23 protein-coding genes are annotated in these 26,092 nt (G+C 44.7%); all 23 read right to left on the bottom strand.

The annotated features are described in order from the left end of the window. Positions 1-9 precede the first annotated feature (9 nt). A complete protein-coding gene (locus GVT53_RS12375; protein ID WP_240905002.1) occupies positions 10-1,290 on the bottom strand; it encodes an MgtC/SapB family protein in 1,281 nt (426 codons plus the stop codon). After that, positions 1,290-2,372 carry a site-2 protease family protein gene (locus GVT53_RS12370; RefSeq protein ID WP_119648261.1) on the bottom strand — a complete coding sequence of 361 codons (1,083 nt, stop codon included), beginning with the start codon at positions 2,370-2,372 and terminating at the stop codon, positions 1,290-1,292. The genes GVT53_RS12375 and GVT53_RS12370 overlap by 1 nt, the downstream gene beginning before the upstream one ends. Next, complete coding sequence (locus GVT53_RS12365) at positions 2,369-4,726, bottom strand: hypothetical protein (protein ID WP_166248873.1); 2,358 nt, start codon at positions 4,724-4,726, stop codon at positions 2,369-2,371. The genes GVT53_RS12370 and GVT53_RS12365 overlap by 4 nt, the downstream gene beginning before the upstream one ends. A 7-nt stretch (positions 4,727-4,733) precedes the next feature. Beyond that, entirely contained in the window at positions 4,734-5,702 is a 969-nt protein-coding gene (locus GVT53_RS12360) for a 6-phosphofructokinase (RefSeq protein ID WP_119648263.1), read from the bottom strand. Positions 5,703-5,832: 130 nt separating this feature from the next. Further along, complete coding sequence (locus tag GVT53_RS12355; RefSeq protein ID WP_205791668.1) at positions 5,833-7,131, bottom strand: acetate/propionate family kinase; 1,299 nt, start codon at positions 7,129-7,131, stop codon at positions 5,833-5,835. A gap of 8 nt (positions 7,132-7,139) precedes the next feature. After that, complete coding sequence (locus tag GVT53_RS12350; RefSeq protein ID WP_119648264.1) at positions 7,140-7,361, bottom strand: hypothetical protein; 222 nt, start codon at positions 7,359-7,361, stop codon at positions 7,140-7,142. Between the two features lie 24 nt (positions 7,362-7,385). Further along, a complete protein-coding gene (gene glgP / locus GVT53_RS12345) occupies positions 7,386-9,926 on the bottom strand; it encodes an alpha-glucan family phosphorylase (RefSeq protein WP_166248872.1) in 2,541 nt (846 codons plus the stop codon). 37 nt (positions 9,927-9,963) lie between these two features. Further along, positions 9,964-10,875: an alpha/beta fold hydrolase gene (locus GVT53_RS12340; RefSeq protein WP_240905000.1), complete on the bottom strand. Its 912-nt coding sequence runs from the start codon at positions 10,873-10,875 to the stop codon at positions 9,964-9,966. Between the two features lie 36 nt (positions 10,876-10,911). Then, the gene (locus GVT53_RS12335; RefSeq protein ID WP_166248870.1) at positions 10,912-12,597 is read right to left on the bottom strand and encodes an alpha-amylase family glycosyl hydrolase; all 1,686 of its coding nucleotides are present in this window, start codon (positions 12,595-12,597) and stop codon (positions 10,912-10,914) included. Positions 12,598-12,616: 19 nt separating this feature from the next. Continuing rightward, positions 12,617-13,981: a dicarboxylate/amino acid:cation symporter gene (locus GVT53_RS12330; RefSeq protein WP_166248869.1), complete on the bottom strand. Its 1,365-nt coding sequence runs from the start codon at positions 13,979-13,981 to the stop codon at positions 12,617-12,619. Positions 13,982-13,994: 13 nt separating this feature from the next. Further along, complete coding sequence (locus GVT53_RS12325; RefSeq protein WP_166248868.1) at positions 13,995-15,056, bottom strand: class I fructose-bisphosphate aldolase; 1,062 nt, start codon at positions 15,054-15,056, stop codon at positions 13,995-13,997. 99 nt (positions 15,057-15,155) lie between these two features. Then, entirely contained in the window at positions 15,156-16,169 is a 1,014-nt protein-coding gene (locus GVT53_RS12320; protein WP_166248867.1) for a type II glyceraldehyde-3-phosphate dehydrogenase, read from the bottom strand. Between the two features lie 110 nt (positions 16,170-16,279). Beyond that, complete coding sequence (locus tag GVT53_RS12315; protein WP_166248866.1) at positions 16,280-17,329, bottom strand: FAD-dependent oxidoreductase; 1,050 nt, start codon at positions 17,327-17,329, stop codon at positions 16,280-16,282. Positions 17,330-17,365: 36 nt separating this feature from the next. Next, complete coding sequence (locus tag GVT53_RS12310) at positions 17,366-17,611, bottom strand: heavy-metal-associated domain-containing protein (protein ID WP_163636414.1); 246 nt, start codon at positions 17,609-17,611, stop codon at positions 17,366-17,368. A 91-nt stretch (positions 17,612-17,702) separates the two neighbouring features. Continuing rightward, the gene (locus tag GVT53_RS12305) at positions 17,703-18,926 is read right to left on the bottom strand and encodes an SAM-dependent methyltransferase (RefSeq protein ID WP_205791666.1); all 1,224 of its coding nucleotides are present in this window, start codon (positions 18,924-18,926) and stop codon (positions 17,703-17,705) included. Positions 18,927-18,986: 60 nt separating this feature from the next. Further along, positions 18,987-20,357 carry a Na+/H+ antiporter NhaA gene (gene nhaA, locus GVT53_RS12300; protein ID WP_166248865.1) on the bottom strand — a complete coding sequence of 457 codons (1,371 nt, stop codon included), beginning with the start codon at positions 20,355-20,357 and terminating at the stop codon, positions 18,987-18,989. Continuing rightward, positions 20,350-21,765, bottom strand: coding sequence for an NAD(P)/FAD-dependent oxidoreductase (locus GVT53_RS12295; protein ID WP_166248864.1), 1,416 nt, complete (start codon positions 21,763-21,765; stop codon positions 20,350-20,352). The genes nhaA and GVT53_RS12295 overlap by 8 nt, the downstream gene beginning before the upstream one ends. A 7-nt stretch (positions 21,766-21,772) precedes the next feature. Next, complete coding sequence (locus GVT53_RS12290; RefSeq protein ID WP_166248863.1) at positions 21,773-22,249, bottom strand: universal stress protein; 477 nt, start codon at positions 22,247-22,249, stop codon at positions 21,773-21,775. A 57-nt stretch (positions 22,250-22,306) separates the two neighbouring features. Next, entirely contained in the window at positions 22,307-22,780 is a 474-nt protein-coding gene (locus tag GVT53_RS12285) for a universal stress protein (protein ID WP_166248862.1), read from the bottom strand. 28 nt (positions 22,781-22,808) lie between these two features. Further along, positions 22,809-23,315 (bottom strand): hypothetical protein, encoded by a 507-nt coding sequence (locus GVT53_RS12280; RefSeq protein ID WP_166248861.1) that lies wholly within the window; start codon positions 23,313-23,315, stop codon positions 22,809-22,811. Between the two features lie 4 nt (positions 23,316-23,319). After that, positions 23,320-24,036: a lycopene cyclase domain-containing protein gene (locus GVT53_RS12275; protein ID WP_166248860.1), complete on the bottom strand. Its 717-nt coding sequence runs from the start codon at positions 24,034-24,036 to the stop codon at positions 23,320-23,322. Positions 24,037-24,041: 5 nt separating this feature from the next. Then, complete coding sequence (locus tag GVT53_RS12270; protein ID WP_166248859.1) at positions 24,042-24,842, bottom strand: AlbA family DNA-binding domain-containing protein; 801 nt, start codon at positions 24,840-24,842, stop codon at positions 24,042-24,044. A 17-nt stretch (positions 24,843-24,859) separates the two neighbouring features. Beyond that, positions 24,860-26,092, bottom strand: coding sequence for a hypothetical protein (locus GVT53_RS12265; RefSeq protein ID WP_166248858.1), 1,233 nt, complete (start codon positions 26,090-26,092; stop codon positions 24,860-24,862).

The following is a 26,092-nucleotide window of genomic DNA, read 5'->3' as shown; positions in this document are numbered from 1 at the left end:
TTTAAAATTTCAATTTATCCAAGAATTAAGCAGGATATAAAGGATGCCAAGAAGGACGACCGCCCCAAAGGCATAGCCCACGAGTCGCCCTGTTTTTTTAGAGCCCTTAAAAAAGGCAATTCCCAATTTCACGGTCATATTGCTCAGGGTCGCTGCAATGATGACATTGGATGCCAAAATCAATTTTTCATCCAATAAGGCAAATTTAGCCATGCTGATGGTTATCGCATCGGTATCTGCCAGACCCGCAATCAATGCCGAATAGTACAGACCACTTTCTCCAAAAAATTTATTTCCATAGAAAACCGCAAACAGGATGGCCACATAGATGCCGCCAAAACCGATCGCATTCCAAATATTGAGCGGATTCCCCAAATTAATGTCCGTGTTCGGCTGATCGGTATCCTTACGTATCAAAAGCAGGGAAGCTACCAGACAGACCACCGTAAGCAGGGCAAAGGGGATTGCCAAATAGCCTAGGATGGCACTATTAAAAATATAGGCGAGAACCGAAAGTCTAGGGAACATGATTGCCGATGCTATGATGATACCTGCTGCGTATTTTTTTGAAAGCTCGGGAGACTTCTTGCTTCTGGAGGCATAGATCCAAGCAACTGCCGTACTCGATATCAAACCACCCAGAATAGCGGTCAACAAGATTCCTTTTTTTGACCCAACGTATTTGACCAAAAAATATCCGATGAAGTTCAGAAAGGAGACAATGACAATAATTGCCCCGATCTCAAAAGGGTTCAGTAGGCCTTCAGGCCCATAATCCTTGTCGGGCAGAAATGGTAATATCAACAGGGCAATGATTGAAAATTTGATAAAGGCAAAAAGTTCTTCGGGCGTTATATTCTTAATGAACGAGCGGAAGGTGGTCTTGAGCGATAACAACGTAACCACAATTACAGCAGTGGCAATGGACTCTTTGTACAAATGGCCCGAAACCATAACACCAAGAACAAATGTGGCAATCAAAGCGAGATTTGTGGTATTACCGGTCATGGAATGTTTCTGCACAATGGACAAATGGCTGATGGCAAAAAACAAAATAATGGTCGCCAAACTAACAATGACCAGCCAAGGAGTATACGTCTCGTTCAAACTGCCCACCATAAAGCCTATTATGGCAACAATCGGAAATGTTCGAATACCGGCAAACCCCTGCTCATCCTTTATCTTGTCATATTCCCTTTCCAGTCCAAGGATAAGGCCTATACCCGTGCTCAGGAGTACCCCCAGAATGTAGGGGCTTAATAGCTCACTTATGTTTTGATGTGTTTGCATTATTTTTTTCTTCCCTTTGTAACCATTATCATTTCATTAATTCCCTTTACGGTCACAATACCTGTCAACTGCCCATTATCCAAGACCGCGGCAAGTTGAGAGTTATTGGACACGAGCTTTTCATACACCTGTTGTAGGGGCGTATTTGGCGCAACTATTGCGAAGTCGTTTCGCATTATATCGGACACGCGGGAATTATTTCCATATGCGGTCAACCCCTTGATCAGTTCCTTTCGTGTCAGGACACCTATTGCCTGATCGTTCTCTACGACCACAAAGCCCTGTTCCTGGGTATTCTGCAACAACTGTACTGCTTTTTCCAAGGTTTCCATGGGCGATAGTCGGGTATATTTTTGAATCAAAACGTCACTTGCGGTATATCCGATGAGTGCAGATTTCGTGCTTTCCTGTACCGCTTCGGCCCCGGCCCCCAAAAAAATGAACAGGCCGATGAACACCAGCCAAAAATTGGAAAAGAACCCTAGGAATACAAATACGATGGCCAGCAATTGTCCTACCCGTGCAGCGATGGTCGTTGCCTTGAGCTTGTCCATATTGAACGCCAAAACTGCCCTCAACACTCTTCCGCCGTCCATTGGAAAAGCCGGTATCAAATTAAAAACAGCTAGGATCACATTGGCGGCCATGATGTTGAACCAAAAATTGTCACCGCTCATATGGTCTATTTCCGAGATGGGCAACAATTGATCGGTCGAAAACAGAAAAATATAGAGAATCCCGGCAATTATGACATTTACCGCGGGGCCGGCCACGGCCACGGCCAACTCTTGGGCGGGTTTTTCGGGCATTCTATCGAGACTCGCTACCCCACCAATGGGATAGAGCGTAATATCACGTGTTGGGATACCATATTTTTTGGCCGTTAACGCATGGCCAAATTCATGCAGTACCACACAGGCAAACAAAGTTAGGATAAAGAGGGCGCCTGCCAGGCCTTCGGCCCATCCATGTCCCATTTCAAAATGCATCATGAATATCCATCCAATAATGATCCAGAAGGTCCAATGGATAAATACCTTGATTCCTGAGTAGCTTCCTATATATAAGGACCATTTTTTCATGTGTGTACGATTTTAAGGGTTTTTAATCTGTACGCCAGCATTATCACTACACCGTATCCGAACAAGCCGAGCAGGAATACAAACCTGTAACCATACAGGATGGAAATGACAATGGCAAAGATCGAGGCAGCAACACCCGCCACGCTTGATATACCTAATAAATAGGGAATGCTTTTCTTCTCTTTCAGCGAGGAGGCCGTTTTTAGCAATACTGGAAAAGGGATCCCTATAAAGAAAGACGGAAGCAGTAAAAATAAGGCTATCCAGAATTCTGATAGTTGTTTATACCATATAGGGAGCAGTACATATACGGTCAATAAGGAAACCAAAACGATCAAGGCCGAGTATACGATGAGCTTACGGGAAAGATTTTTTTTGAAAGTTCCCGTCAAAAGGCTGCCCACCCCATTGCCCAGTAAAAACGTAAAAAGCAATAATGAAAAGGACTGGGAAGGGTTGGAGAGCTTTAAGTTGAGTATTTGAAAAAGATACCCTTGTATGAGTATATATGAGAATCCCAACAAAAAGGATATAAGTGCCCAGGCTCTAAATTTTCTTTGCATGTATATAGAGGTGTTTTCTGAAAAAGAAACCGATCTCCATCCGTTCACATGGTTGACTATGAACCACCCGACGATGAACAGACCAAGCCATAAGGGGGTGGTCATGGCATCGGGTATGCCATTGTTGTAATTAAAAAAATAGGGGGAATCATCGGAAACCGGACTCAAGTTTATGGATGCGGTTTTCCAAAGTTCATCATACGCATAGGAGCCTTTGGAGATATCATACAACAGATCGTCGAACATATACCACTTATAATTTACGTTCTGTACGATGGTGTCCAAACCTTCTTGTTCGATATATGGAAAATAAAACGGCTCCTTGTCCAATCCATAATAGTGTGCGGTTTTATGTGCCTCCTCTATTGTTTTTTGTTCAAAAGGGTTCTTTTTAATGACCAATACAGGGTTCATTTCGTTGGAATAGATATAAACCTTTTTTAACGCCTCTAATTGACCTACCCCCATCCGCTCCTGTAGCTCCAAAAAGTTCGCCAACATATTATATACCTCCTGCCTTCCGTGCATCGTAAAATAGATGGCACCGTCTTCCGTTAAACCATCCAGATAATCCGCAAGTGCCTCCATGGTAAACAGATAGTTCTCGGTAAGTCCGTAAAAATCTGTGCCCCTTGAACTTTTGGTCACCGGAATGGTCAACATAACGGCATCGTATTTTCCCTTGTTTTCGACCACAAAATTTCTTCCCTCGTTCACATGTACCTTTATGTTCTCCTTGTCATTAAAGGTTGAAGGGTTGTACTTTTTCATCAGTGCCACAAAGGAGGGGTTGACCTCTGCCGCTTCAATATATTTAAAGCCCATGAAGTATGTTGCGGCAATATCAATTCCACCACCGGGACCAATTATCAGCACGGAATCCTTTTCCTTTTCGCTTAAAAAATTCATGGCAAAAATCCCCGGAAACCCATACAGCACCCTTTTCATTTCTACGGTATCCTTGGCAAGCTCGTCAATGGAGATTACATCGGTTCCTGCCGCACCATCGATAAACATTGATTTGGACACCGTACCATCAGGATACGTGAACTTGACCAGATCGGTCTTGCCAAATGCGCTCCAACGGCTTTCCAGTTTTTCGCTTTTCAAAGCAGGGTTGGCCATCAACCGGTACAAATCCTTGGACGGGTCTTTTGCAACGGGTATATCGAAGTTCAGGGCATCCTTTGCAAATCCCATTAAAAAAATAACGACCAGCACTAAGGGGACCAGTATTTTTGAATAACGGTTCTTGACTGTTATCAACGCTATTATCAGGGCCAGCAACAGTAAGCCTATGGCTATCGCCACTACCTCTACCAAGCCAAATGCATTAAGCAAAAAAATGGAGGCGAGTGCGCCTGTGGCCGCCCCTATGAGATCTAAGGCGTATAAGGTTGACACATGCCGTTTATCCATTTCAAAAATATGGGCATAGACTATTCCGATGGCTATGAACGGAACGGTTGACAAGAGTATAAAAATGGGCAGGCCAAAATCCGTGGATGACGAAACGCCTATTTGTGAAAGGACAAGCAAAAGGGTAAAGCTTAAAAACATTGAGATTGACGGTAGTGCCATCCACCAAAGCAATGAATGATCTATCTTCTCGGAATACTTGGCATACGTTATCTGGCCAATGCCAAGACCGAGTATGGAAAAAGCAATGATAATGAGCACGAAATGAAAACTAAGAAGGTATGAGAACAGGCGTGAAAGACTTATCTCAAAGATAATAGTCGCTGCAGTCAGCAAGAAAATAATCGCTATGTTGGTTGTCGATCGTTTCATTCTATTTTTAGTTCCCGAAAATTTTTAATAGGCCCTGCAATTCATCGTTCACTTGATGCTCTTTTACCACTCGGTCAAATGGGGTCAGGCTCAGTTCGTTGTTCAAGATTCCCGCCATGACATTCTTCCTTCCGCGCAAAAGTGCCTCTACAGCAGCTGCACCAAGCCGTATGCCCAACATTCTATCAAAAGCGGATGCGTTGCCCCCGCGTTGCACATGCCCCAGTTTCGTAATGCGCAGGTCCACGTCAGGGTTTATTTCCTTTATCTTTTTGGCTGCCACCTCGGCCCCGAGTTCATCTCCTTCTGAAACGATTACGATAAAGGCCTCTTCACGATCGTAACTTCCCGCCTTTTCCAACAATTGGATAAAGTCATGTGCGCTTTCAGGGATCAAAATGGCATCCGCGCCGGTACCCAATCCAGAGTGGATGGCGATATAACCACAGTCCCTACCCATCACCTCGATCAGAAATATTCTGTTATGAGCTTCTGCGGTATCCCTGATCTTATCGATGTTTTCAATTGCGGTATTTACGGCAGAATCGAAACCGAGCGTAAAATCGGTACCGGCCAGATCGTTGTCTATGGTGCCGGGAATGCCCAAAAACGGGAGGTCACAGATTTCTGAAAATGCCAACAGACCTTTAAATGTTCCATCGCCACCTATGGCGATCAGAGCATCGACTTCATTTTTTTGAAGATTTTCCAATGCCCGCTGTCTTCCTTCTAGCGTTAAAAAACGTTTGCTTCGAGCTGTTTTTAACAGTGTTCCTCCCCGATGTACCATCTTTTGTAATTTGTGGGCGTCCAAGGGAACCAAATCGCCATCTATTAGGCCCTCATATCCTTTTCGGATACCACTTAACCTGATACCACTTTGTTCTGCTTTTTTCACAATTCCGTATAAGGCGGCATTCATCCCCGGGGAATCGCCCCCCGACGTAAAAATTGCTATGTGTTCAATAGTCTTCATACACTTGGTTCTTTATAATTTTTTTATTGAGTACCTCCCGAGAAGATTAACCAGCCCGGTTTACAATACGTCGTTTCAACTAGCGGATATTTCGTACGCCAATCCGAACGAAGAAATCACAATATTCCATTTACCCATCCCATACGTTGGATTTCCCAAAATTTCTTCGGAGGGAAGCCCTCGGACTTTTTTGCCTTTCGCTAAGTCCGTATGGTATTGTTTTATCATCATTGCCATCTTTAAAATACTCTTGGGCCACATTTTTTGCAATGATGGTCTCCTCGTCAGAATGAATTACTTTAACTAGTACCTTACCGTCCACGTCCGAAATTTTATATGAATTTTTCCTGTTTTGTTCTTCATCGAGTCCAATACCTAAAAAGTCAAGTCCCTGACAAATCCTTGACCGTATGATAGGGGCGTTTTCGCCTATGCCGCCAGAGAAAACCAGTACATCCAGTCCGCCCAAGACGGTGGTAAACGCTCCGATATATTTTCTTATCTGATAACAGAATAGGGCCACCGCTTCCGCCGCCCTTGGATCAGCATCTTCTTTCAGTAATAAATCATGTATATTGGCACTTGTTTCGGAGATTCCGAGCAAACCACCCTCATGATTGATCAAACGGTTGAACTGTTTTGCCCCCAACCGTTCTTTTTTCAGTAAATACCCTACAACACCGGGGTCTAAATCTCCGCTTCGAGTGCCCATGACCAATCCACCCGAAGGTGTAAACCCCATACTGGTATCTATGCTCTTGCCCTCTTTGACAGCGGTCAGACTCGCTTCTTCACAAAGATGTACAAGAATGACCCTTCCATTGGCTTTTTGAATACCGATCCTTTTTTTGAGTTCAATCATGAGATGGGAAAAGGACAGGCCGTGAAAGCCATACCTATGGATTCCGGTCCGTTCAAAACGCCTTGGAATAGGGAGTATCTTGGCAACCCGAGGCAAGTCTGCATGAAAGCTGGTATCGAAACAGGCCACCTGCCGTAAGGTCGGATATCGCATTGTGAACGTTTCAACAATCTCAATCTCTGCGGGAAGACGGTCGGGAATGTAGTCCGCGATCTGTTTCAGCTCGGCCAACAGGGCGGTATCGATTACTTTCGGTCCTTGATGGTTCAATCCATATGTTATCTTGTGCCCTATGTGCCCAATACGATCAGAGCCTGGCTGGTTTTTGAGCCAGCTTATTAAAAAAACAGTAGCTTGGTAAAAGCCAGGAGCGTATATCCGTGAGTTTTCCCTTTCATTGCCTTTAACGTGGGTTACCCTGAAAACCTCGTTACCGGAACCGATGTGACGGATATCGCCAAAAAGTTCCTTCACGGGATTTTCGGCCATTTCATACATAGCGAACCTAATACTCGATGGACCGGCACTGATCGTTAAAAGATTTGAATTTTGCGGATATATTTTCACTTGGTATTTTATTTATTGCCCCCGTCTTCGAAAGCACAACTTTTGTTTTCCATAAAACCGGCGGCCATCTTTTTGTATTCCTCGCCAAGGTGCTCTCCGCACCATTCAAGAAGCACTGGCTGTTCGGAACAAGTGGTATTGCGAACCGCCTTTTTCAGTTCCATCTTTAACAACCTCTTGTCGAAGCTGACTTTTTTCAATATGGTTTCGTGATATTCCAGTGTTTTCATCTGTCCGATTATTTGAAATTTGATTTAGTGCTGCCATAGTATCAAGTTATCCTCCAACGGTACGGAAACTCCTTCGTAACTGGGTACAATACGAACGGTAAAGTGATCGGTAGGCCTGTCTGTGATTACCTGTGCATAAAAGTTATGTGCCCCATTTTCCCCCATCCAATCAAATTTCATCTTGATTTTTTCGGGCGCTCCACCGTTGATACCTTCCGCGAACAGTTCTACCTGAACATGTTTTGGGTTTATTCCATTTAACCAGATAGGTGCCTTAAAGTGATGTTTTTGGCGTTCGCTTTCGATTTGAACTTGTCCGAATTTTACGGCATCCCATTTAGCTTTGAGCTCATGGCCTGCGCCAACGATTCTTTTCCCTTTAGCCCCTTTTCTCGCTGCGCACTTTTTATAGTTGATCGCCGCTGGCAGATAATAGTCCTCCGTATATTCGCGAACCGTTCGGTTGGCCGAAAAACGGGGCGTTAGGGTCGCCATACTTTTTCGCATGCGCTCTACCCAAATTTCCGATACTCCTTTTTTGTTACGTGCGTAGAATTCGGGGACGACCTGCTGCTCCAGTATTTCATATAGTGCTGCTGCCTCGTGCGCGTCCCACGCGGGATCGTCGCCATGTTCTTGGCCATCGCCCAAGGCCCAGCCCACTTCGGGAGTATAGGCCTCGGCCCACCAACCGTCCAGTACCGATAAATTGAGGCCACCGTTCACAAGTACTTTCATACCACTGGTACCACTGGCCTCCCAGGGCCGTCTCGGGGTATTTAGCCATACATCGACACCTTGGACCAAATTTTCCGCCAACATCATGTCATAATCACTTAGAAAGAGGACATGCCTGTGCAGATTATGCTGTTGGATAAACTGCACCCATTTTCGTATCAATCCTTTTCCCGCTTCATCAAATGGCGGCGCTTTACCGGCCAGGACCAATTGTACCGGATGTTCCGGGTTGGTAAGGATTCGGACAAACCGTTCGGGATCGTGTAACAAGAGATCCGGTCTTTTGTAAGGCACAAACCGGCGGGCGAAGCCCAAGGTCAAGGTATTGGGGTCAAAAACCTGTTCTGCGGTCGTTACCACTTCCGACGGTAGGCCCGAGACTATTGCCTGTCTCTCAAACCTTTCCCTTATAAAATCGACAAGGCGATTTCTCGATCGGTTCCTAAATTCCCAGAGTTTTTCGTCGGATAGTTTCGAAATATGCGCTGAATGGTCATCGAGTTCGCCCCTCCAGCGATCCTTTCCGCAGGATTCCGTCCAGATTTCATCGGCATATTTGGAATCCCAGCATGGCATGTGCACCCCATTGGTCACATGGCCTACCGGAACTTCAGCTTCCGGCCAACGCGGGAAAAGATTGTTGAAAAGATTTCTGCTTACCTCTCCGTGCAAACGGCTAACGCCATTTACAGCCCCGCTACCACGAATGGCCAGATAGGCCATGTTAAAACTTTCCGATCGGTTATTGGCGTCCGCACGCCCCAAGGCCATCAGATCATTAAAATCAAGGCCCAATTCTTCTTTGGCATAAGTGCCCAAATGGTATTCCATGGACGAGGGGCTGAAATGATCAAAACCGGCCGCGACTGCCGTATGTGTAGTAAATAGGTTGCCCGCCCGGGTTACGGCAAGCGCCTCTTCGAAAGAAGTGCCGTTCGCCTTCATAAAATCGTTGGCACGTTCCAGGACCAAAAAGGCCGCATGCCCCTCGTTCATATGGCATACTTCAGGTTTTATATCCAGGGCTTTTAATAGTCTGTAGCCACCCACGCCCAATATGATTTCCTGTTTTATGCGCAGTTCGGGCCCTCCACCATACAGCTCATCGGTTATTCCCCGATGGATGGGCAGGTTGGCGGCGTCGTTGCTGTCCAACAGATAAAGCTTGGACCTACCTACCTGTACCTGCCAGGCCCGGAGCCATATCGGATGACCGGGCAACGATACCTTTATACGAAGCCATTCCCCGTTCGGTAAGCGTAAGGGTGTAACGGGCAATTGCCCTGGGTCGTTATAGGGGAACAGGGCATTTTGCGTGCCGTATTTATCGATTTCCTGACGGAAATAGCCTTTAGCATAAAGTAGCCCAACGGCAACAACGGGCACGCCCAGATCACTGGCCGCTTTTAGTTGGTCTCCCGCTACATTGCCCAGGCCACCGGCATAAATAGGCAGGGCCTCGTTGAGCATATATTCCATACTGAAATAGGCAATGGTCGTAAGTGCTGCCTTCGGATGTTTTTCCTGAAACCATGAAGGAGCGGAATTCGCTTGTTCGTTTGCCTTTAATAGGCCTTTGAGTTTTTCTCGAAAAGCCGGGTCCGTCAAACGCTCCTCCAGTCGATCTCGTGAAACCGTTTGTAGAATGACCCATGGGTTTCGTGTGAATTCCCAGAGTTCCGGATCTAGTTGCTGCCATAATTCATCCGAGGCATGGTTCCATGACCACCGGATGTTCAGGGCCAGTTCAATAAGGGCATCGATTCCCTCGACGTCCGTGTGCATCAATCCGTAGAATTGATCTGTACTGTATTTTTGTTTTTTCATCTTTCCATTTCATTTTCAGATTAGTATTCATTCCTGTTCATTGTGATTTTCCGTCAAAATAATTATCTATCGCTTTCCAAACCTCAAGTGGTACCTTCAGAAAGAGCTGGTGGTCACCATCCCGTATTTCCATTAATTTTGCACGGGGAAAGGACTTTGCAAACTTTTCCACGTTGACAAAGGGTGCCACTTTATCATCGGTGCCTTGGATAAAGAGGATCTTTCGATTGATTATGTTCTTCGTAAGGGCGTAGAGATCCGTTTTTAGAATGACCTCGTTCAACGAATTGTAGTAGCTCTGCCAGGTATGCTTTTTCGAGTCCCTAAAAACATCATCGGTCAGATTTTTAGGCTTGAACCATTTAACAATGTATAAGGGGTGGAGCATACAGAACACTTTCCCATAGGAGCTTACGGCAAGCTTGTCTAAAAAGGAATTACTGGACATCTGTTCCAAAAATTGGTCTTTGCCTTCGAAAACGGGGAGGCCTATGACCGTAGCCCCTCTAAACCAGTCGGGGCGTTCCGCAAAGAGGGCCAAGGAAATTACCGCGCCCATGGAGTGGCCCAAGATAAGGGTGTTGCCATTATTAAAGCCCTCGTTCGTGATGATGTTCTCAAGTGCCGCAAGCTGAATTTCGAGGGTATATTCACTTTGGGGTTTTGGCGAATCGCCGAAACCCAACAAGTCGACCAAAAGAAGCCTGTACGTTCCGGTAACTTGTTCCAAATCCTTTTTCCAATAATCTTTAGTACCTGCCATGCCATGGATTAGGATGATGTTCCTTTCGCCCTTGCCCACTATTTCATAGTTCAAGGGCATGGTATCGGGATCATATTCAGGTGCTAAAGCGACGGTTAGGTATTGGTACCCCGCTACCGAGATGAACAATACCAGAATCACCAATACTGCCAAAAAAACCATTTTTTTTATCTTTATGTATTTCATTATCCTATCCAAATTCTTAACGAGGTTCTGTTTCCGCTACTTGTTCTTGAACATCAAAAACTCCATGGGTTTTAGCTTTACCTTGATGAAAAGGCGGCCAGCTTCTTGATCTGTATTCTTTTCTATTCTGATTTTTTTCTTGTTACCATAGATGCAGTCCATAAGACTACCCTCTTTATTGATAGTGGTATCGACCGCTATATATTCTTCTTTGGTATCCTTTGGGGAAGAATTATAGACGACAAGGATTTCGCCCTGATGCAGGATCCTTGAAAATGCCAATAGGCATTCCTTGCCATCGGGAAAATGAAAATCAACCCCGTTTTTTGAAATTTCCCTGAAATACATTCGACCGAACTTTAGAATGGACTCTTTCTGCCTTAAATGTGCCAAGACCGAAATTCGCTTGTATATCCATGAACCTTGGTTCAATACGTTGGTCTCCTTATCATCGGGATCGAACATTCCTTCCCTGATATACCGGTCATCCATACCGTTGCCCTCAAAACCTTGTTCGGTACCATAATAAATACATGGGGCGCCAAGGGCACAAATAAGAAAGCCCATTCCTGCAACAATTTGTTCAGGGGTGGCATTATGGCCAAAGCGGTGCTTAAAGTCCATCCCCACCTGGTCGTGGTCATCGATATAGGTCACCAGGAATTCCCCATATTCACCTCTACCCAGGGCATTCTTTTGCAGATCGGAATACCGTTGTATCAATCTATTTGGAGATGAATTCCCCTTTATCACTTCTGCCAAAACACTATGTAACGGATGGTCCAAAATGGAATCTAGCCCGTAATATACATTCCGGTCCTTCGGCAGCATTTTGGGGCCTATATAGGGATTGCCCATCTCATCATTACCGATAATTTCGCCAAACAGGAAAAAGTTTCTTTTGCCCAAGGAGTAGGCATATTCTCGTATATTAGAACAAAAACGGCTAATGTCGTTTCCTTTCATGTGTTTGACGGCATCCAAACGAAAACCGTCCACATCCGTCTCGCGTATCCAATAACAGTGTATCTTGACCAATATATCCAGTAAACTTTCGCTGGCGGGAGAACCATCGTTCCTAAATGTTTTTAAGGTAAAGAAGTCGCCTTCCTGGGTCTCGGGATACGCATCGAAATTCCTGATCTGCCCTTTTCGGTTATACATTTCGGGGTCTGCCAGTTCTACAGGGATCGGCCTGTCTTTCTCGCGCCAACCTCCTAGTGGAAACCGTTGGCCACCAGCATAGAAATAATCATAATCAAAAGGATAGGACCAATTATCGCCTGAATGGTGCAGAACGATATCCAAAAAGACCCTTATATCAAGCCCGTGTGCCTTGTCCACCAATTGTTCCAGTTCTTCCTTGGTGCCCCAGCGTTTGTCCACGTCCATATAGTTCTGGATGGCATAGCCATGGTAGGATCCTGGGTTATTTTCAAACACGGGACTTAACCAGATAGCCGTACAGCCCAAATTTTTGATGTAATCGATATTGTCTGTGATGCCTTTGATGGTGCCCCCAAAAGGCTTTTGCAGCTGTTCTTCGTTCCCGAAACCGGCATGCCGGATATCGAAATTCATCGAATGCCGTTTATTGCTATCATGAAACCGGTCGACCATCATAAAATAAATGATCTCCTCCCGCCATTCCCTGTGACAGTTTACCCAGTACGCCTTGCCCGGTTTCGGGGAAAGATCTATTTTGCTAATTGATTTTATCATTATCCGTTTCTTTAAACATTTAAACAGTTGAATATTCGGTAGTCCTTTTTACATCGCTCACTTTGGTTCCCCCTGGCTTATTTCCATAAAACCTATCGAATACCATGCAGGCCGTTAGGTCTCCGGTAACGTTGATCGCAGAGCGGAACATCCCGAGCAAGCGCTCGACCCCGATGATGATGATGATTCCTTCGGCAGGAATTCCTGCACTGGATAGTACAGAGGCCAAAATCACCACGCCACCACCCGGTATGGCCGGGGTGCCGATGGAAGCGGCGACTATGGTAACTACGACAACGATGACATTGAGAAGGCCCATTTCAAGGCCATAGGCCTGTGCTATGAACAAGGTCGTTATGGTCTGATAGAGGGCCGTCCCGTCCATATTCACGGTAGTCCCGATGGGGATTATGAAATTACTGATGGCCCCATCCACCTTGAGCTCTTCCTCCGCTGTTTTCAGCGATAAGGGCATTACCGCGGCAGAGCTTGTTGTTGAGAACGCCAAAAGCTGTACATCCGTGATCTTTCGCAAAAATTTAAAAGGGTTGCTCTGGCCAAGTATGCTGACCAGCATGATGTAAATGCCGAGCAATATGAGCAATCCCATCAGTACCACGAGCACATAAAATCCCAGACCCGTTAAGGAGTTCAGGCCAACGCTCGACGTAAGCTGTGCCATTAGACCGAATACGGCGACCGGAACCAATAACATGGCCCATTTGACCACCGTCATACAGATTTCCTGTATGGCCCCTAAGAGCAATTTTACAGGTTTGAGCAGGTCGTCGGTCAGCGACAATACGGCGACCCCTATGATAATGGTAAAAATGACGATGCTCAACATTTCGCCACTTACCATGGAGGCCAATGGGTTTTCGGGCAGTAAATTGGTTATGGCATTCGGAATATCGTTTATTCCAAAGGATAGTTCCGAACTTTTAGCAGCGTCGGCCAATGCATTTGTATGATCGACCTCCGCCTGTTGGTGCAGATATTTTCCAGGGGAAAAGATCAGTGCAAGTACGGTGCCTATCGTTACCGATATAATTGTTGTTGATATGAAATATAGAAGCACGCCGCCGCCTAACTTTTTCAGATTTTCCTTGTCGTTACTGGCTATTCCGGTAATGATAGAAGCTACGATCAGGGGAATCATGATCATCTGCACCAGTTTCAGGAAGAGCATACCCGGCAGGGCCAGCCAATTCCCTAGAACATCGGCAGTGCCTTTGGTGATCCAACCGTTTTGGGGGCTTAACAACAGGCCGACCCCGACACCGAGGAACAAGGCAATGATAACCTTGAGCCAAAGCCTATTTTCTACCAATTTACGCAGGTAGTGGTTTAGGGATTTTAATGATTTTATTTCCGTATCGAGCATGCTTATATCCGTATTAAGCTATTGTGATTCTTTTCTCGAGGTAAACGCCCTGGACCGCATGTATCAATTCCACCCCGTCCTTTAAAGGTCTTTGAAAAGCCTTTCTTCCCAAAATAAGACCGGAGCCTCCGGCCCGTTTGTTTACGATAGCAGTCGTAATGGCCTCGGTCATATCGGACGCCCCTTTGGAACCCCCGCCAGAATTGATCAATCCAATTTTGCCCATAAAGCAATTGGCGACCTGTAAACGGCACAAATCGATGGGGTGTTCCGTTGTCAGGGTTTTGTACATGGCATCGTCATACTTCCCAAATTGAAGGTCTTTAAAGCCAAAATTTGTGGTGGGTAACTTTTGTTTGATGATGTCCGCCTGTATTGTTACTCCAAGGTGGTTCGCCTGCCCTGTTAGATCCGCGGCGGTGTGATAGTCCTGTTTATCCGTTTTAAAAGCGTCGTTACGGGTGTAGCACCACAAGATCGTGGCCATACCGAGGCTATGGGCCTCGGCAAAGGCTTCCGCAATCTCTTTCAACTGTCGATTACTTTCCTTAGATCCAAAATAGATGGTCGCCCCAATAGCAACCGCGCCCATATCCCAAGCGTCCTTGACTTTCCCAAAAAGGTTTTGGTCATAGGCATTGGGATAGGACAATAACTCATTGTGGTTGATCTTCACAATAAAGGGGATTTTATGGGCATATTTACGGGCATAGAGACCCAGCGCACCGAAGGTCGATGCCACCCCGTTACAACCCGCACCGATGGCCAGTTTTATAATGTTTTCCGGATCAAAATAATCGGGATTCTTGTAGAAGGAAAAAGCCGCACTATGCTCGACCCCTTGATCTACGGGAAGTATGCTTAAATACCCCGTATCCTTCAGATTGCCATGCCCGTACAATTGGGCAAGACTCCGAAGCGTTTGTGGATTTCGATTACTATTGGCAAAAACTTTAGAGACAAAATCAGCATCGGGCAGTTGTAGTTCATCCTTGGTAATTTTTTCGCTTACGTGGTCCAAATAGAAGGACGCTTTGTCCCCTAATTGTTCCACTATATTTTCGTATGTTTTCATGTGTTTATTTTTTTGTTTTTCAACGGCCATATGTAACATCCATATAATCATTTCGTTGTGTGACAAAATTTTTGGTCATAGATGTTTCATTGTCCTTTTTTATCCGATTCCTAAACTTTCATTGGTCTTTTCGATGGATTTGTGCGCATCGGTCTCAATACCAGTAAGGGCCCGAATGGCGTCAATGGTCTCAGGAATTACAATCGCTTGATTGTCTACTACATAGGCATAGAAGAGTTCATCGCCCACAACCTTTAGCATATCTTCCCAAAGGGCTACCTCATACATATCGCCCCAAGATCTTCCCATATCCATAAACATTTCCTTGATTGTATTGTTGGAAACCAATCCTTGATCATAATGGATTAGCTTAATGCGTGTAGAGGTTTTAAAGGCGTTGAGCACTTCTTCTTTAGATGCTTCTTTCTTTAGCTTCACGTTCCAATAATGCATATGGCTCAGGGTTTCGGGCACCTTTACCGCCGAGGTGATCACATCCAGATCAGGATCTACGCTTTGCGCATCGGGCCCTTGATGACTTGGGATGTCTTTTTCGGGCACCATGGTGTTCATTATACCTCCTAAATGGCTTTCCCATGGGTCGGTCGCCCTTCTTAATAATGTTCCCCGTGCATAATCCAATAAATCTGCCCTTTTTAAAGCGGTCAATGTTCTCAAGATTGATGTGGTATTACAGGAAACCACCCTTGTAGCATCAAGATTTACAGCGGATTTGTAATTGTTTTCCGCACTAAAGGAATGCCCTGTTGTCTCGTGTTTTTCGCCACCTTGAACAATGAACTTAATACCCTGTTTTTTATAGACCTCTACGTTTTTTGCAGCTATGTTCTTTGGAGTGCAATCGACCACGAGGTCCACTTTGTCCAAAAGGTCCTGCAAGCTGCCCTTTACCGAAATGCCGGAAGCCTTCATTTGTTTTTCGGCATCGGTGGTGGCCGCATAGATATCATATTCCTTTCGCACGGCGTTCTGTATGCGCCAATCGTTGATGACATCGCAAACCCCGATAAGGTCCATATCATCTTGTACGTTGATAGCATCGGCCACTCTTTTTCCGATGACGCCGTATCCTACTAATGCTACATTTTTCATTTTTTTCATTTTAATTAATAATTACACTTTTTTGTTTTACGCCTATTTAAAGCCATTATCCCAAAGAATCGCCTTTATCGCTTAATTTTGGCATAAGGGCCTGTTATACTTTATGCTATTGTTCTTATCACTTTTTTGCTAATGGATCTGGACCTTAAAAAATATTTGCCCGCCTCTACCAATAAAGGCCTGAATTTTCCGGCACCGATCAAGGTGTACAAGATTTTGTTGTGCCTATTTTGCAACTTGATCAATTCATCGATTTCTTTACTGTGATACCTATTGTCCAGGATCATTTTCCCTATTTCCCCACCGCTAACAAGGGCCTGGTAAATGCCTTCGCCCGTCAACCTTGAAGCAAACCCGCCGGCATCACCTGCCAGATATATATTCCCTTCAAACCGATACCCTTTAAAATCCCCGTTTATTGGGAATGCCTCATATTTTCCGTCGCTTACGTCGATATGGTGTGTTTTGAGCCAAGCGGAAAAATTTTTTGTCAACCGTTTGGATGAAATTACTTTTGGGTTGCCCATACAACCGACCGATACAGAATTGTTGTGCGGAAAAATCCAGGCGTACCAGGCCGAAAACGATTGGGAATCAAAATAAACTTCCAGATCCTGATATTTGGTTTCGTTAATAATATACTGCATGGCGATTTCCGCCTTCCCTGAAGGCAATTTTAGGTACCTTCGTACCAACGAACTGGCCCCATCTGCCCCGACCAAATGGGCATAGCCTATTTTCCGGCCGTTCAGGACCACATATTCCTTTGTGATCCTTGAGACGGCACAGGCTGTCCTTACCTCGATATTGTCAAATTTCCCCAGTTGTTTCAATTGCCATTGCCCCAGTTCCTTGCGGTCTATGGTATAGGTAAAGTCCTCGTCATCTTTCAGATAGAACAGTTTGTTTTTGTGGTTCAGGTGGATTTTGTTGAAATTATATTCTATCAATTCGTCGGGAAGGTTTAAACTTTCTATGCTTTTGCCCGTTAAACCGCCCGCACAGACTTTGGGACCGACCACGTCGTTTCTTTCGGCGACCAATACCCTCAATGGGGTACCGCCGAGCTGTTTGGCACAATTCAGGCCTGCGGGCCCCGCCCCAACGATGATCACATCATATTTTTCCATATCCATATCCACTTTATTCACTTATCTGAATTTCATATTGGATTTTGATCAGCCACATCAGGAACCGCCAGATTTTTTTGGTTCGTTATCCGTGACGTTCCCGGCAACCCTATAGTTTCCCACTTTTGCCAAAGCGGACTGCAATTGTGCATTGCTTATTTCATGGTCCGTTTGTATAACCGCCTGTGGCGGGACCAGACTTACCGTTGCCGTTTTTACACCTGCTACCTGCTTCAGGGCTTTTTCAACGGTTTGGGTGCACCCTCCGCAAGTCATTCCTTTAATTGCTACTTGTTGTTGCATAATCTTGACTTTTTAAATATTAATAATTCATTTTCTTGTTTTCATTTTGGTGTTCTTTATGTATTTGGATGTAAAGCCCAAATAACATCCACTATCGATTTCCAAATTTGTTACCGGGCATATCATATATATACTGCCGTGTTAAGGGCAATTGGTTATTGGCCCCTTTTGATAATAGTATTTGATGGAGATCTATCTTGGCATAATGGAATGCCGCGGCACAGGCGTTTAGGTAAAGGCGCCACATTCGTATAAACTTGGTGTCGAACATGGTCTCGATTTTATCCATGTTGCCCTCAAAGCGTTCTGCCCAATGCATCAGCGTTTTCATATAGTGTAGCCTTAAACTTTCTATATCAATGGTATGGAACCCCAGATCTGCGGCTAGGTACAGTTCTTCCCTCAACGACGGTATGTACCCGCCCGGAAAGATGTACTTTGCAATAAACGCATTAACTTCCGTTTCCAACACATTGGTAATATTGTGCAGTAAAAACAGGCCGGTTTCTTTCAATACGGCGTTCACGTTTTTAAAATAGAGGGGCAGATTGGCCTTCCCTACATGTTCGGCCATACCCACACTGACCACATGGTCGAACTTGAGGCCGATTTTTTCTAGGCCCCTATAGTCCATTAATTTTACGGCCACCAGGACCTGCAGGCCTTCGTCCTTGATCCGTTCTTGGGCTTTTTTTAGCTGCTCTTTGCTTAGCGTAATGCCCAGCACCCTTACTCTGTATTTCTTTGCAGCTTCGATGGCCAGGAATCCCCAACCACAGCCAATGTCCAATAAGGTTTGCCCTTCCCTAAGGTTGAGCTTTTTCAGTATATGGTGTATCTTGTTCATTTGCGCATCGTAGAGGCTGTCCGATCCCGTTTTAAAATAGGCACAGGAATAGCTCATGGTCGGGTCCAGCCATAGTGCATAAAAATCGTTGCCTATATCATAATGATGGGCAATGTCGCGTTCCGATGTCCTTTTTCCAACAGGGCTGCATTTCCCCAACATACCCAACAATTTGCTTTCGTTCAAGAAGCTCTTATTACGGCGCATGATGCTTTCCACGATTTCCTGTAGATTGCCTACCAGCTCGATATCACCGGTCATATAGGCTTCGCCCAAGGCGGTGCTGGGGTCGGCAAACAATTCTTTCTTGCCGGGAAAGTTATGGATGATGATTTTGAATTTGAATTCCCCTTCCCCGATCTCATGGGTTTCCCCATCCCAGAACACAAGCGTGAATGTTTGGTCGCTTATGTTTTTCAAAAAGGTTTTTATAAGTACCTTGTCTATTGTTTTTGTCAGTGTCGTCATATTTTTTGCCTATTTACTCGATAATCGAGATTTAAATGCTCCGAGGCTTGCCTCGATATGTTAAGTCGTTTCCTTACGAATGCCTCGTGGGCTTGCCCCGAGGTTGTTTACTTTTAGTAACTTTTTACCGCTTCTGTGTAATAATAGAGTACCCATTACCCCCGCTATCATAGAAGCGAATAGGATACTTACCTTGGCCGTGAATATAAAGGACTCGTCCGTGAAGGCCAGTTCGTTTATAAACAATGATATCGTAAAACCAATACCTCCTAGAAAAGCCACACCATAGATCATGTTCCAATTCACGTTTTCTGGTAGTTTGGCCAGTTTAAACGCGACCAGCAGTCTTGAAAAAGCGGTAATACCGATAAATTTGCCAAAAATCAAACCTAGGCCAATGCCCAAACTAACAGGACTGGATAGTACTTTAAACAAATCTCCATGAAGATGTATTCCTGCATTCGCCAAAGCGAACAAGGGTAGAATAACAAAATTCACCATTGGATTTAAGGCCGTTTCCAATTTTTGAAGGGGAGTCTCCGCCTCTGAACTTATAGTCTTGATATCCTCCAATATCTCCAATTGCGTTTTTGAGATAAGCGTGCCCTTTATCGACTTGGTTTCCTGAAACCTTTTATGCAGGTGGTCTAAACGCTCCAAAAAGGTATTCTCCTTAATTTTTACCCTACCTGGAATGGCAAATGCCGTCAGAATCCCCGCAATGGTTGGATGTACCCCTGAAAAAAAGAAGGCCAGCCAAACACCGCCGATACCAATGATGGCATAGAACCAAGTACTTCTCACTCCCGCATAATTGCCTATAATCAAAGCTCCGAAGAACAATAGCCCATGCAGTAGATCCATCTCGGATATACCGGAAGTATAAAATAGGGCAATGACCAAGACGCCTCCCAAATCATCCACTATCGCCAACGTAATAAGAAAAACCCTTAAAGAGGCTGGCAGTCTTTTGCCGACAAGGGCCAGAACCCCTAGAGAAAAGGCAATATCCGTGGCCATGGGAATGCCCCAACCATTAGAAGCTTCGCCCGAGCTATTGAACATAAAATAAACAAGGGCAGGAAGTACCATGCCACCTATAGCTGCACCAATAGGTAGCACCGCATTCTTTGGGGATGAAAGTTTACCACCGATTATTTCACGTTTCAGCTCCAGACCTACTTGTAGAAAGAAGAGGGCCATCAAACCATCGTTGATCCATAACAGCAGTGGCTCCGATAGCTGAAGACTGCCAACGGTAAAGGCAATATCAGTTTGCATTAAGTCGATATAATATTCCTTCCACGGCGAATTGGCCCAGACCATTGCGACGACGACCGTGATAAAGAGAACAACACCACTGTTATTGAGTTCTTTGGCCGTGCTGCCGAAGAATTTAATAATGCTGTTATTTGTATGGTGTTTAGACATCAATACTGGATTTTTTTGTGTTTACATCCTTTTCCAAATGATTTTCGGAATTATCCTTTGTTTGAGTTTTTGCAGTAGTATTAAGTTTGAAATTCCTAATAATTACCCTATTGCTCTTTTCATAGGAAAAATAGCTTACGGCCCAATTGAAGCCGACCAATAACTTGTTTCGAAACCCACTAATGGATAACAGGTGTACGACCGACCACAGCAACCAAGCAAAATAGCCGGCAAACTTTAGTTTACCTAAATCTGCAACAGCCTTGCGCTTACCAACGGTAGCCAAAGAACCCTTGTCCTTATAGCTAAATAACCCTATTGGTTTATCATTGATGATCCCCATCAATGTGCAGGCAAGGTATTTTCCCTGTTGGATGGCCGCCTGTGCTACCTGTGGGTGGCCTTTTGGGGTCTCTTCGGAAATCAGGGCGGCAATATCCCCGATGGCATAAATGTTTTCTTGACCGTCTACTTTCAAATAAGCATCGGTTTTTAAGCGATTTCCCTTCACTACATGCCTTTCATCGATACCCTTTGGGAAGTCCCCTTTTACACCTGCGGTCCAAATCAAGTTCTTGGCCAAAATCGTCTTCCCGCTTTTGGTTTGTACGATCCTACCATCATAATTGCTAACGGACTCTTTCAGCAATACTTTCACGTTTAGATTTTCCAAATAGGTCAGGGTTTTTGAAGAAGCTTTGTCTGACATCGCCACGAGTAGTTCGTCCATAGCTTCCACCAAATAAATGTTCATTATGGAGGAAGGGTACTCGGGATAGTCCTTTGGAAGGATGTATTTGCAAAACTCCGCCAAGGCACCTGCCATTTCCACTCCGGCGGGGCCGCCGCCCACAATTACAAAATTCGTGAGGGCATCGCGTTCCTCATCATCGCATGTAATCGCGGCCTGCTCCAAGTTTTGCAGCATCATGTGGCGGATGTTTAGGGAATCCCGGATATCCTTCATGCCCAAACTATTTCTTTCCACTTCTTCCATACCAAAGAAGTTGGTCTTTGTTCCCGTTGCTAAGACCAGATAGTCGTAGGTAAGTTTTCCTTTGTCCGTTATGACAGTATTGGTAGAGGCTTGAATTTCCTTTACCTCGGCCAGCCTGAAGCTCACATTCTTATACCCCTTAATTTGTTTTCTAAAAGGGAACACAATACTATCGGGTTCGAGGCCGCTAGTGGCTACCTGATAAAATAAGGGTTGGAATTGATGAAAGTTGTTGCGGTCTATCAGTACCACCTGAACATCTTTATTCTTCAGCCCTTCCACCAATGCCAGGCCGGCAAAGCCCCCTCCAACTATGACTACCCGTGGCAACCTAGAATTTGGCAAGCAGATTACTTCCGTTACTTTGCATGTATGATCGTCGATACCGTTTAACATTTGATTCTGTTTCATTCACTTTTTACCGGTTATTTTTCTCTTTCGAATCGCGTTTCCGTACTATCATGACGGAACAGTCGGTATGTGTTGCCAAGGACTGGGAGACCGATCCGAGCAGAAATCGAGAGAATGCACCATGACCCTGAGACCCGACTACAATTAAATCGGCATTAAAGGTTTCCGCCTTTTCCAAAATTGCACTTTTGGGAAGACCATTGACCACCGCTGTTGTTATAGACAATGCGTTATTATTATTTCTTAATGATTTTGAGGCCTCATTAACAAGATCTTCTGCCATTTTCCTTGTATCGAATATGGCCTCTTCATAATAATTGCCAAGCGTGCCACCAAATGGTAGGACGCCGGGAACAGACGACATGGGATTTTCGGACACATTCAAAATACATACTTCGGTACCCGCAGCCAACGGCAGTGCCGCAAGTTCATCTATGGCGACTTTACTAAAGTCGGAACCATCTATTGCCAATACTATTTTCATGATTTGTCTTTTGGATGATACACTATCTTTCATTTTTAAGCTTATAACCAATATTTATTATTGGTCCTTCTTGTTCATTCCGCGCTTTCGGACTATCATGACCGAACAGCGGGCGTGCATTGCCACCGACTGGGAAACCGAGCCGAGGAGAAACCTTGATACCGCCCCGCGACCTTGTGACCCTACAATTATTAAATCTGCGTTAAAGGCTTCTGCCTCCTCCAAGATCACATTTTTAGGCCACCCGTTCACAACTGCTGTTGTTACCGATAGTCGGGGATTTTTTTCTCGTAACATCTGGACCGCCAGGTCAACGATTTCTTCTGTTGATTTTTTTGCTTGGGACAAGGCCTCTTCATAATAATTACCAAGCCCTCCGCCCATAGAAACTACTCCCGGAGCGGCCAGAACAGGGCTCTCAAAAACCGATATGATACGAACTTCGGTACCTGACGGCAACGGTAGCGCCGCAAGTTCATCTATGGCCGTCTTACTAAAATCAGAGCCATCTATGGCCAATACTATCCTCATAACTTGAAATTTTATGAATAAAGGCTTTCTATCCTTTATTCTTATTAATAAATGTTTGGGCATCTTCTTGAGAAGTGAAATAATAAACACTTCCGCTGTTTTTATCCTGGACAATAATTGCTAAAGCTTTATCAACTTTTTTATTGTTAAGTGGATTGCTTCCAAAGCGGACATCATCCAGGTTTTTCTGTAACTTTTCAACACAATTTTCACAACATCCGTAATAAGTAGTTCCGTTGGCTTCAATAGGTATTTGGGACACACCCATATATCGGTCGTTGACCATACATACTTTTTCGTTGGGAACGATTTCATAATTTTCGGATGGCACAATGGCTTCATCTGCTGTTAGGGATGTTTCAACAGTTGGCTGGATTTTACTTTCAGCCACTTTCTTTTTCTTGTTGGAACAGGATAGAAATAATATTGAAAACAATAAAAGGATGAATGTACCAATGGATAATTTTCGCATTGGATTTTTAATGGTAATGCCTTGGGCAGTATTGTTTTTCCTATGTGATGGAATAGGTTTCATAGTGTTAATTTTTTAGTGGAATTATAATTTCAGTTTGAATGAGTTTTCGCCAATAGAGGTGTTCGAATAATCCTGACCAGTACATCCCAAAAGTGAAGGCAAATAATAATTCTTCAATGGGGATACCCAAAACAAGGATATGGGTCAGATTTTCTAGGTTCCAGAACAATTCTACATAATCGGGATAGAACGGTTGTATACTTCCAAAATAAACAAAGTACAATGCCGTGAACAGAAACCCACTTATCCAGATTTTGGTCTTTAGGTCCGGACGGCAGTAAAGCGTGGCAATTCCACCTAAAAACATGGCCAATATTCCACAGTAGATATGATTCAAATGCGTGAACAGCGCCAACACCAAAAACGCAAGAACTGGGACGAAAAGAATGTATATGTGAAGTCTGTGCATGGCATGTTTGCGCTCAGTGTGCGGTATTTCAACATACCTTCGCTTAAAAATTAGATTGTACAGTACCGTGCCTATACCTCCGATGGCAAAAGAGAAGATTAGGCTTTCGATATCGAACCCTGTCCTTATCGCCAAATCAAAAAGGGACGGCGGATGCCAATATTCAGGAACGAACAAAGGTTCTGTAAGCCCGAAGGGCATGGTTATCCAACTCATCTTCAGCATTTCTCTTCGAGAATCTTTCTTCATTAGATAGACCACGCCCCAGAGGGCTAGAATAATAAGGGACCATATGAACCAGACATATTGCATAATTTTTACGTTTTTTGGGTTTTTAAATAATCCACGGTTTCTTTTACGGTCAAGGGATATGTAGCATTACCGGTGCGCACGTAAAAGGTCGTGTCCGCACCATCGTTAACGTAAACAGGGTCTTTGGATGGTTCAATGTCTATGACACATATTTCCTTTTCATTGACGACATAAAAGGAAATATGATTGCTGAAACAGGCTTCGTGCCCCAGCTGGGTGGATATAATCCGGTATACCTCCCGCTGGTAGCCATCCCTGTTTTTATGCTTGAGTGTCTTAAAATCTTTTTCCAGGCCCAAAACGCTTCCATCGTCATCAACACCAATAATTAATTTGCCCCCTTCTGCATTCATAAAACCTACAATGGTCTTGGCAATGGCCAGTTCCAGTTCGCGGTTGGTGGTTTTCCTAAAATAATCATAGCGGATGGATGACTTAAATTCTACCCGTTCATTCTCGCCGGCATTTATAAGGGCTGCAATATCCTGTTGCAGAAGGCGCTGTTGTGTACCAATAAGTTCATTTTTCTTTTTAAGGCTTATCCAAAACAAACCCGAAATTGTTCCCAGGAGTACCCCTAATAAAGCTAGTAATCCACCCATACCCCGCATATCTAAGGTAAATGATTCCAAAAAGCGTTCTTGCAACACTTCTCGAAATAATGAAAATGAAATGGTCGTATTGCTAAATTCAAACCAATAGAGCACCATGGTAAAAGGATGGACAAGGAAATAGAAAATACCTGTTCCCACGAGTGCATGAATGAATATGGTCCCTATTTTTGATGTAGTCCTTTTAACTTTCATTGGTCGTTTTCCTTAAACTATTTTATATAACCGTGTTCCAGGTTCAGCAACGAATTCCTGCCATCGAACTGGCTGTTGAACAATTTGTTGAAGGTATAGGCCAGGCCTATCTGCACCCGGTGCTGGCTCTCGCCCAGCAAGGGCTGTAGCGCACCATTGTTCTTGTTGTAGCGGTACTGGAATATAAGGTCGAAATTATTTCCCACACGGTACAGGAAATTGCCGATGGCCATATATTGGTTGGTGTTGCCATCTGTATTGGAAAAATCCTTGTACCCGAACCCGGCGGCTATCTGGAAATTGGGCCGTTCCAGCTTGCGGTTCAGGTAGCGGAGCATCCCAAAGGCCGCCGTACTGCGGGAGCGCGTGTAACTGGTATAATCTGTGATGTTTTCAATAGTTGAGAGCCCGTCGTTGTAGATGCCCTGTACCTTGAAATCGACGAAATGTACGGGATCGGGCAATATACTGAAGGTGGCGTTCCCTATAAAACTGGTCAAGGTTTCGTTGCTGTCCGCATTGGGCGCCAAATCGGATCTGTCCAATAAAAAGTTGTTCCAGCTAAAGCCTATTTCCCTTAAGATTTTGCGGTTCCACAACTGGCTTTCCGGTTGGCGATATATAATGCTGCCCCCAAGGCCATTGATGGAATAATCGTTGGGTTCCTCAAAATCCTGATAATTTTCGGCGTGCAGGGTTACATAGAGGCGCTGCCCAAAGATGCGGGTGTATTCCAGTACGTTCGCATATTGGTTGTCCTCGGTATTGAGGCCGTTGGAGAAGGGGTTGAGCACATAGGTATATTGCAGCGCATCGTCATCGCGTATGGTATTGAACTCGCCCAAAATGGTCTGTGAGGTGGTACGCCCGATCCTTATGATGTTGTTCTTGTTTTCCACAAGTGCCATCACCTGGTTGTAAAAAACCTGCCCCAGGCCGCTATTGGCGTCTGGGAAAGAGAAGCCCAATACCATTTGGCCCCGCCAACCTTTGTACAGTTTTTGGCGGGCGCCAATGAGGAAATAGGAATCCGAAAAATCGGAAAGGACCTGGTCGCCTTCGTTGAGTACGGGTATGGCCAGTGAGGCATTGCCCTGATTGCTGTAAAAATTGCCCGTAGAAACGGTCTTGATGCCCAGTTCTATTTCGGGCAGCATATCTTCCCTGTTCAATTGCTCCGATCCCGGTAATTGTGCAAAACCCGGCAATGCGAAAAGTGCAAAAAATAGGATTACATATATTTTATTCAT

The sequence above is a fragment of the Flagellimonas oceani genome, from assembly GCF_011068285.1.
Taxonomy (GTDB): Bacteria; Bacteroidota; Bacteroidia; order Flavobacteriales; family Flavobacteriaceae; genus Flagellimonas; species Flagellimonas oceani.
This window is presented reverse-complemented; position numbering and strand designations above follow the sequence as displayed.

Bases quoted from the DNA above. Each gene is read 5' to 3' on its own strand.
- GVT53_RS12375 (WP_240905002.1), bottom strand. From the start codon at position 1,290: ATGCAAACACATCAAAACATAAGTGAGCTATTAAGCCCCTACATTCTG.
- GVT53_RS12370 (WP_119648261.1), bottom strand. From the start codon at position 2,372: ATGAAAAAATGGTCCTTATATATAGGAAGCTACTCAGGAATCAAGGTA.
- GVT53_RS12365 (WP_166248873.1), bottom strand. From the start codon at position 4,726: ATGAAACGATCGACAACCAACATAGCGATTATTTTCTTGCTGACTGCA.
- GVT53_RS12360 (WP_119648263.1), bottom strand. From the start codon at position 5,702: ATGAAGACTATTGAACACATAGCAATTTTTACGTCGGGGGGCGATTCC.
- GVT53_RS12350 (WP_119648264.1), bottom strand. From the start codon at position 7,361: ATGAAAACACTGGAATATCACGAAACCATATTGAAAAAAGTCAGCTTC.
- glgP (WP_166248872.1), bottom strand. From the start codon at position 9,926: ATGAAAAAACAAAAATACAGTACAGATCAATTCTACGGATTGATGCAC.
- GVT53_RS12340 (WP_240905000.1), bottom strand. From the start codon at position 10,875: ATGAAATACATAAAGATAAAAAAAATGGTTTTTTTGGCAGTATTGGTG.
- GVT53_RS12335 (WP_166248870.1), bottom strand. From the start codon at position 12,597: ATGATAAAATCAATTAGCAAAATAGATCTTTCCCCGAAACCGGGCAAG.
- GVT53_RS12330 (WP_166248869.1), bottom strand. From the start codon at position 13,981: ATGCTCGATACGGAAATAAAATCATTAAAATCCCTAAACCACTACCTG.
- GVT53_RS12325 (WP_166248868.1), bottom strand. From the start codon at position 15,056: ATGAAAACATACGAAAATATAGTGGAACAATTAGGGGACAAAGCGTCC.
- GVT53_RS12320 (WP_166248867.1), bottom strand. From the start codon at position 16,169: ATGAAAAATGTAGCATTAGTAGGATACGGCGTCATCGGAAAAAGAGTG.
- GVT53_RS12310 (WP_163636414.1), bottom strand. From the start codon at position 17,611: ATGCAACAACAAGTAGCAATTAAAGGAATGACTTGCGGAGGGTGCACC.
- GVT53_RS12305 (WP_205791666.1), bottom strand. From the start codon at position 18,926: ATGACGACACTGACAAAAACAATAGACAAGGTACTTATAAAAACCTTT.
- nhaA (WP_166248865.1), bottom strand. From the start codon at position 20,357: ATGTCTAAACACCATACAAATAACAGCATTATTAAATTCTTCGGCAGC.
- GVT53_RS12295 (WP_166248864.1), bottom strand. From the start codon at position 21,765: ATGAAACAGAATCAAATGTTAAACGGTATCGACGATCATACATGCAAA.
- GVT53_RS12290 (WP_166248863.1), bottom strand. From the start codon at position 22,249: ATGAAAATAGTATTGGCAATAGATGGTTCCGACTTTAGTAAAGTCGCC.
- GVT53_RS12285 (WP_166248862.1), bottom strand. From the start codon at position 22,780: ATGAGGATAGTATTGGCCATAGATGGCTCTGATTTTAGTAAGACGGCC.
- GVT53_RS12280 (WP_166248861.1), bottom strand. From the start codon at position 23,315: ATGAAACCTATTCCATCACATAGGAAAAACAATACTGCCCAAGGCATT.
- GVT53_RS12275 (WP_166248860.1), bottom strand. From the start codon at position 24,036: ATGCAATATGTCTGGTTCATATGGTCCCTTATTATTCTAGCCCTCTGG.
- GVT53_RS12270 (WP_166248859.1), bottom strand. From the start codon at position 24,842: ATGAAAGTTAAAAGGACTACATCAAAAATAGGGACCATATTCATTCAT.
- GVT53_RS12265 (WP_166248858.1), bottom strand. From the start codon at position 26,092: ATGAATAAAATATATGTAATCCTATTTTTTGCACTTTTCGCATTGCCG.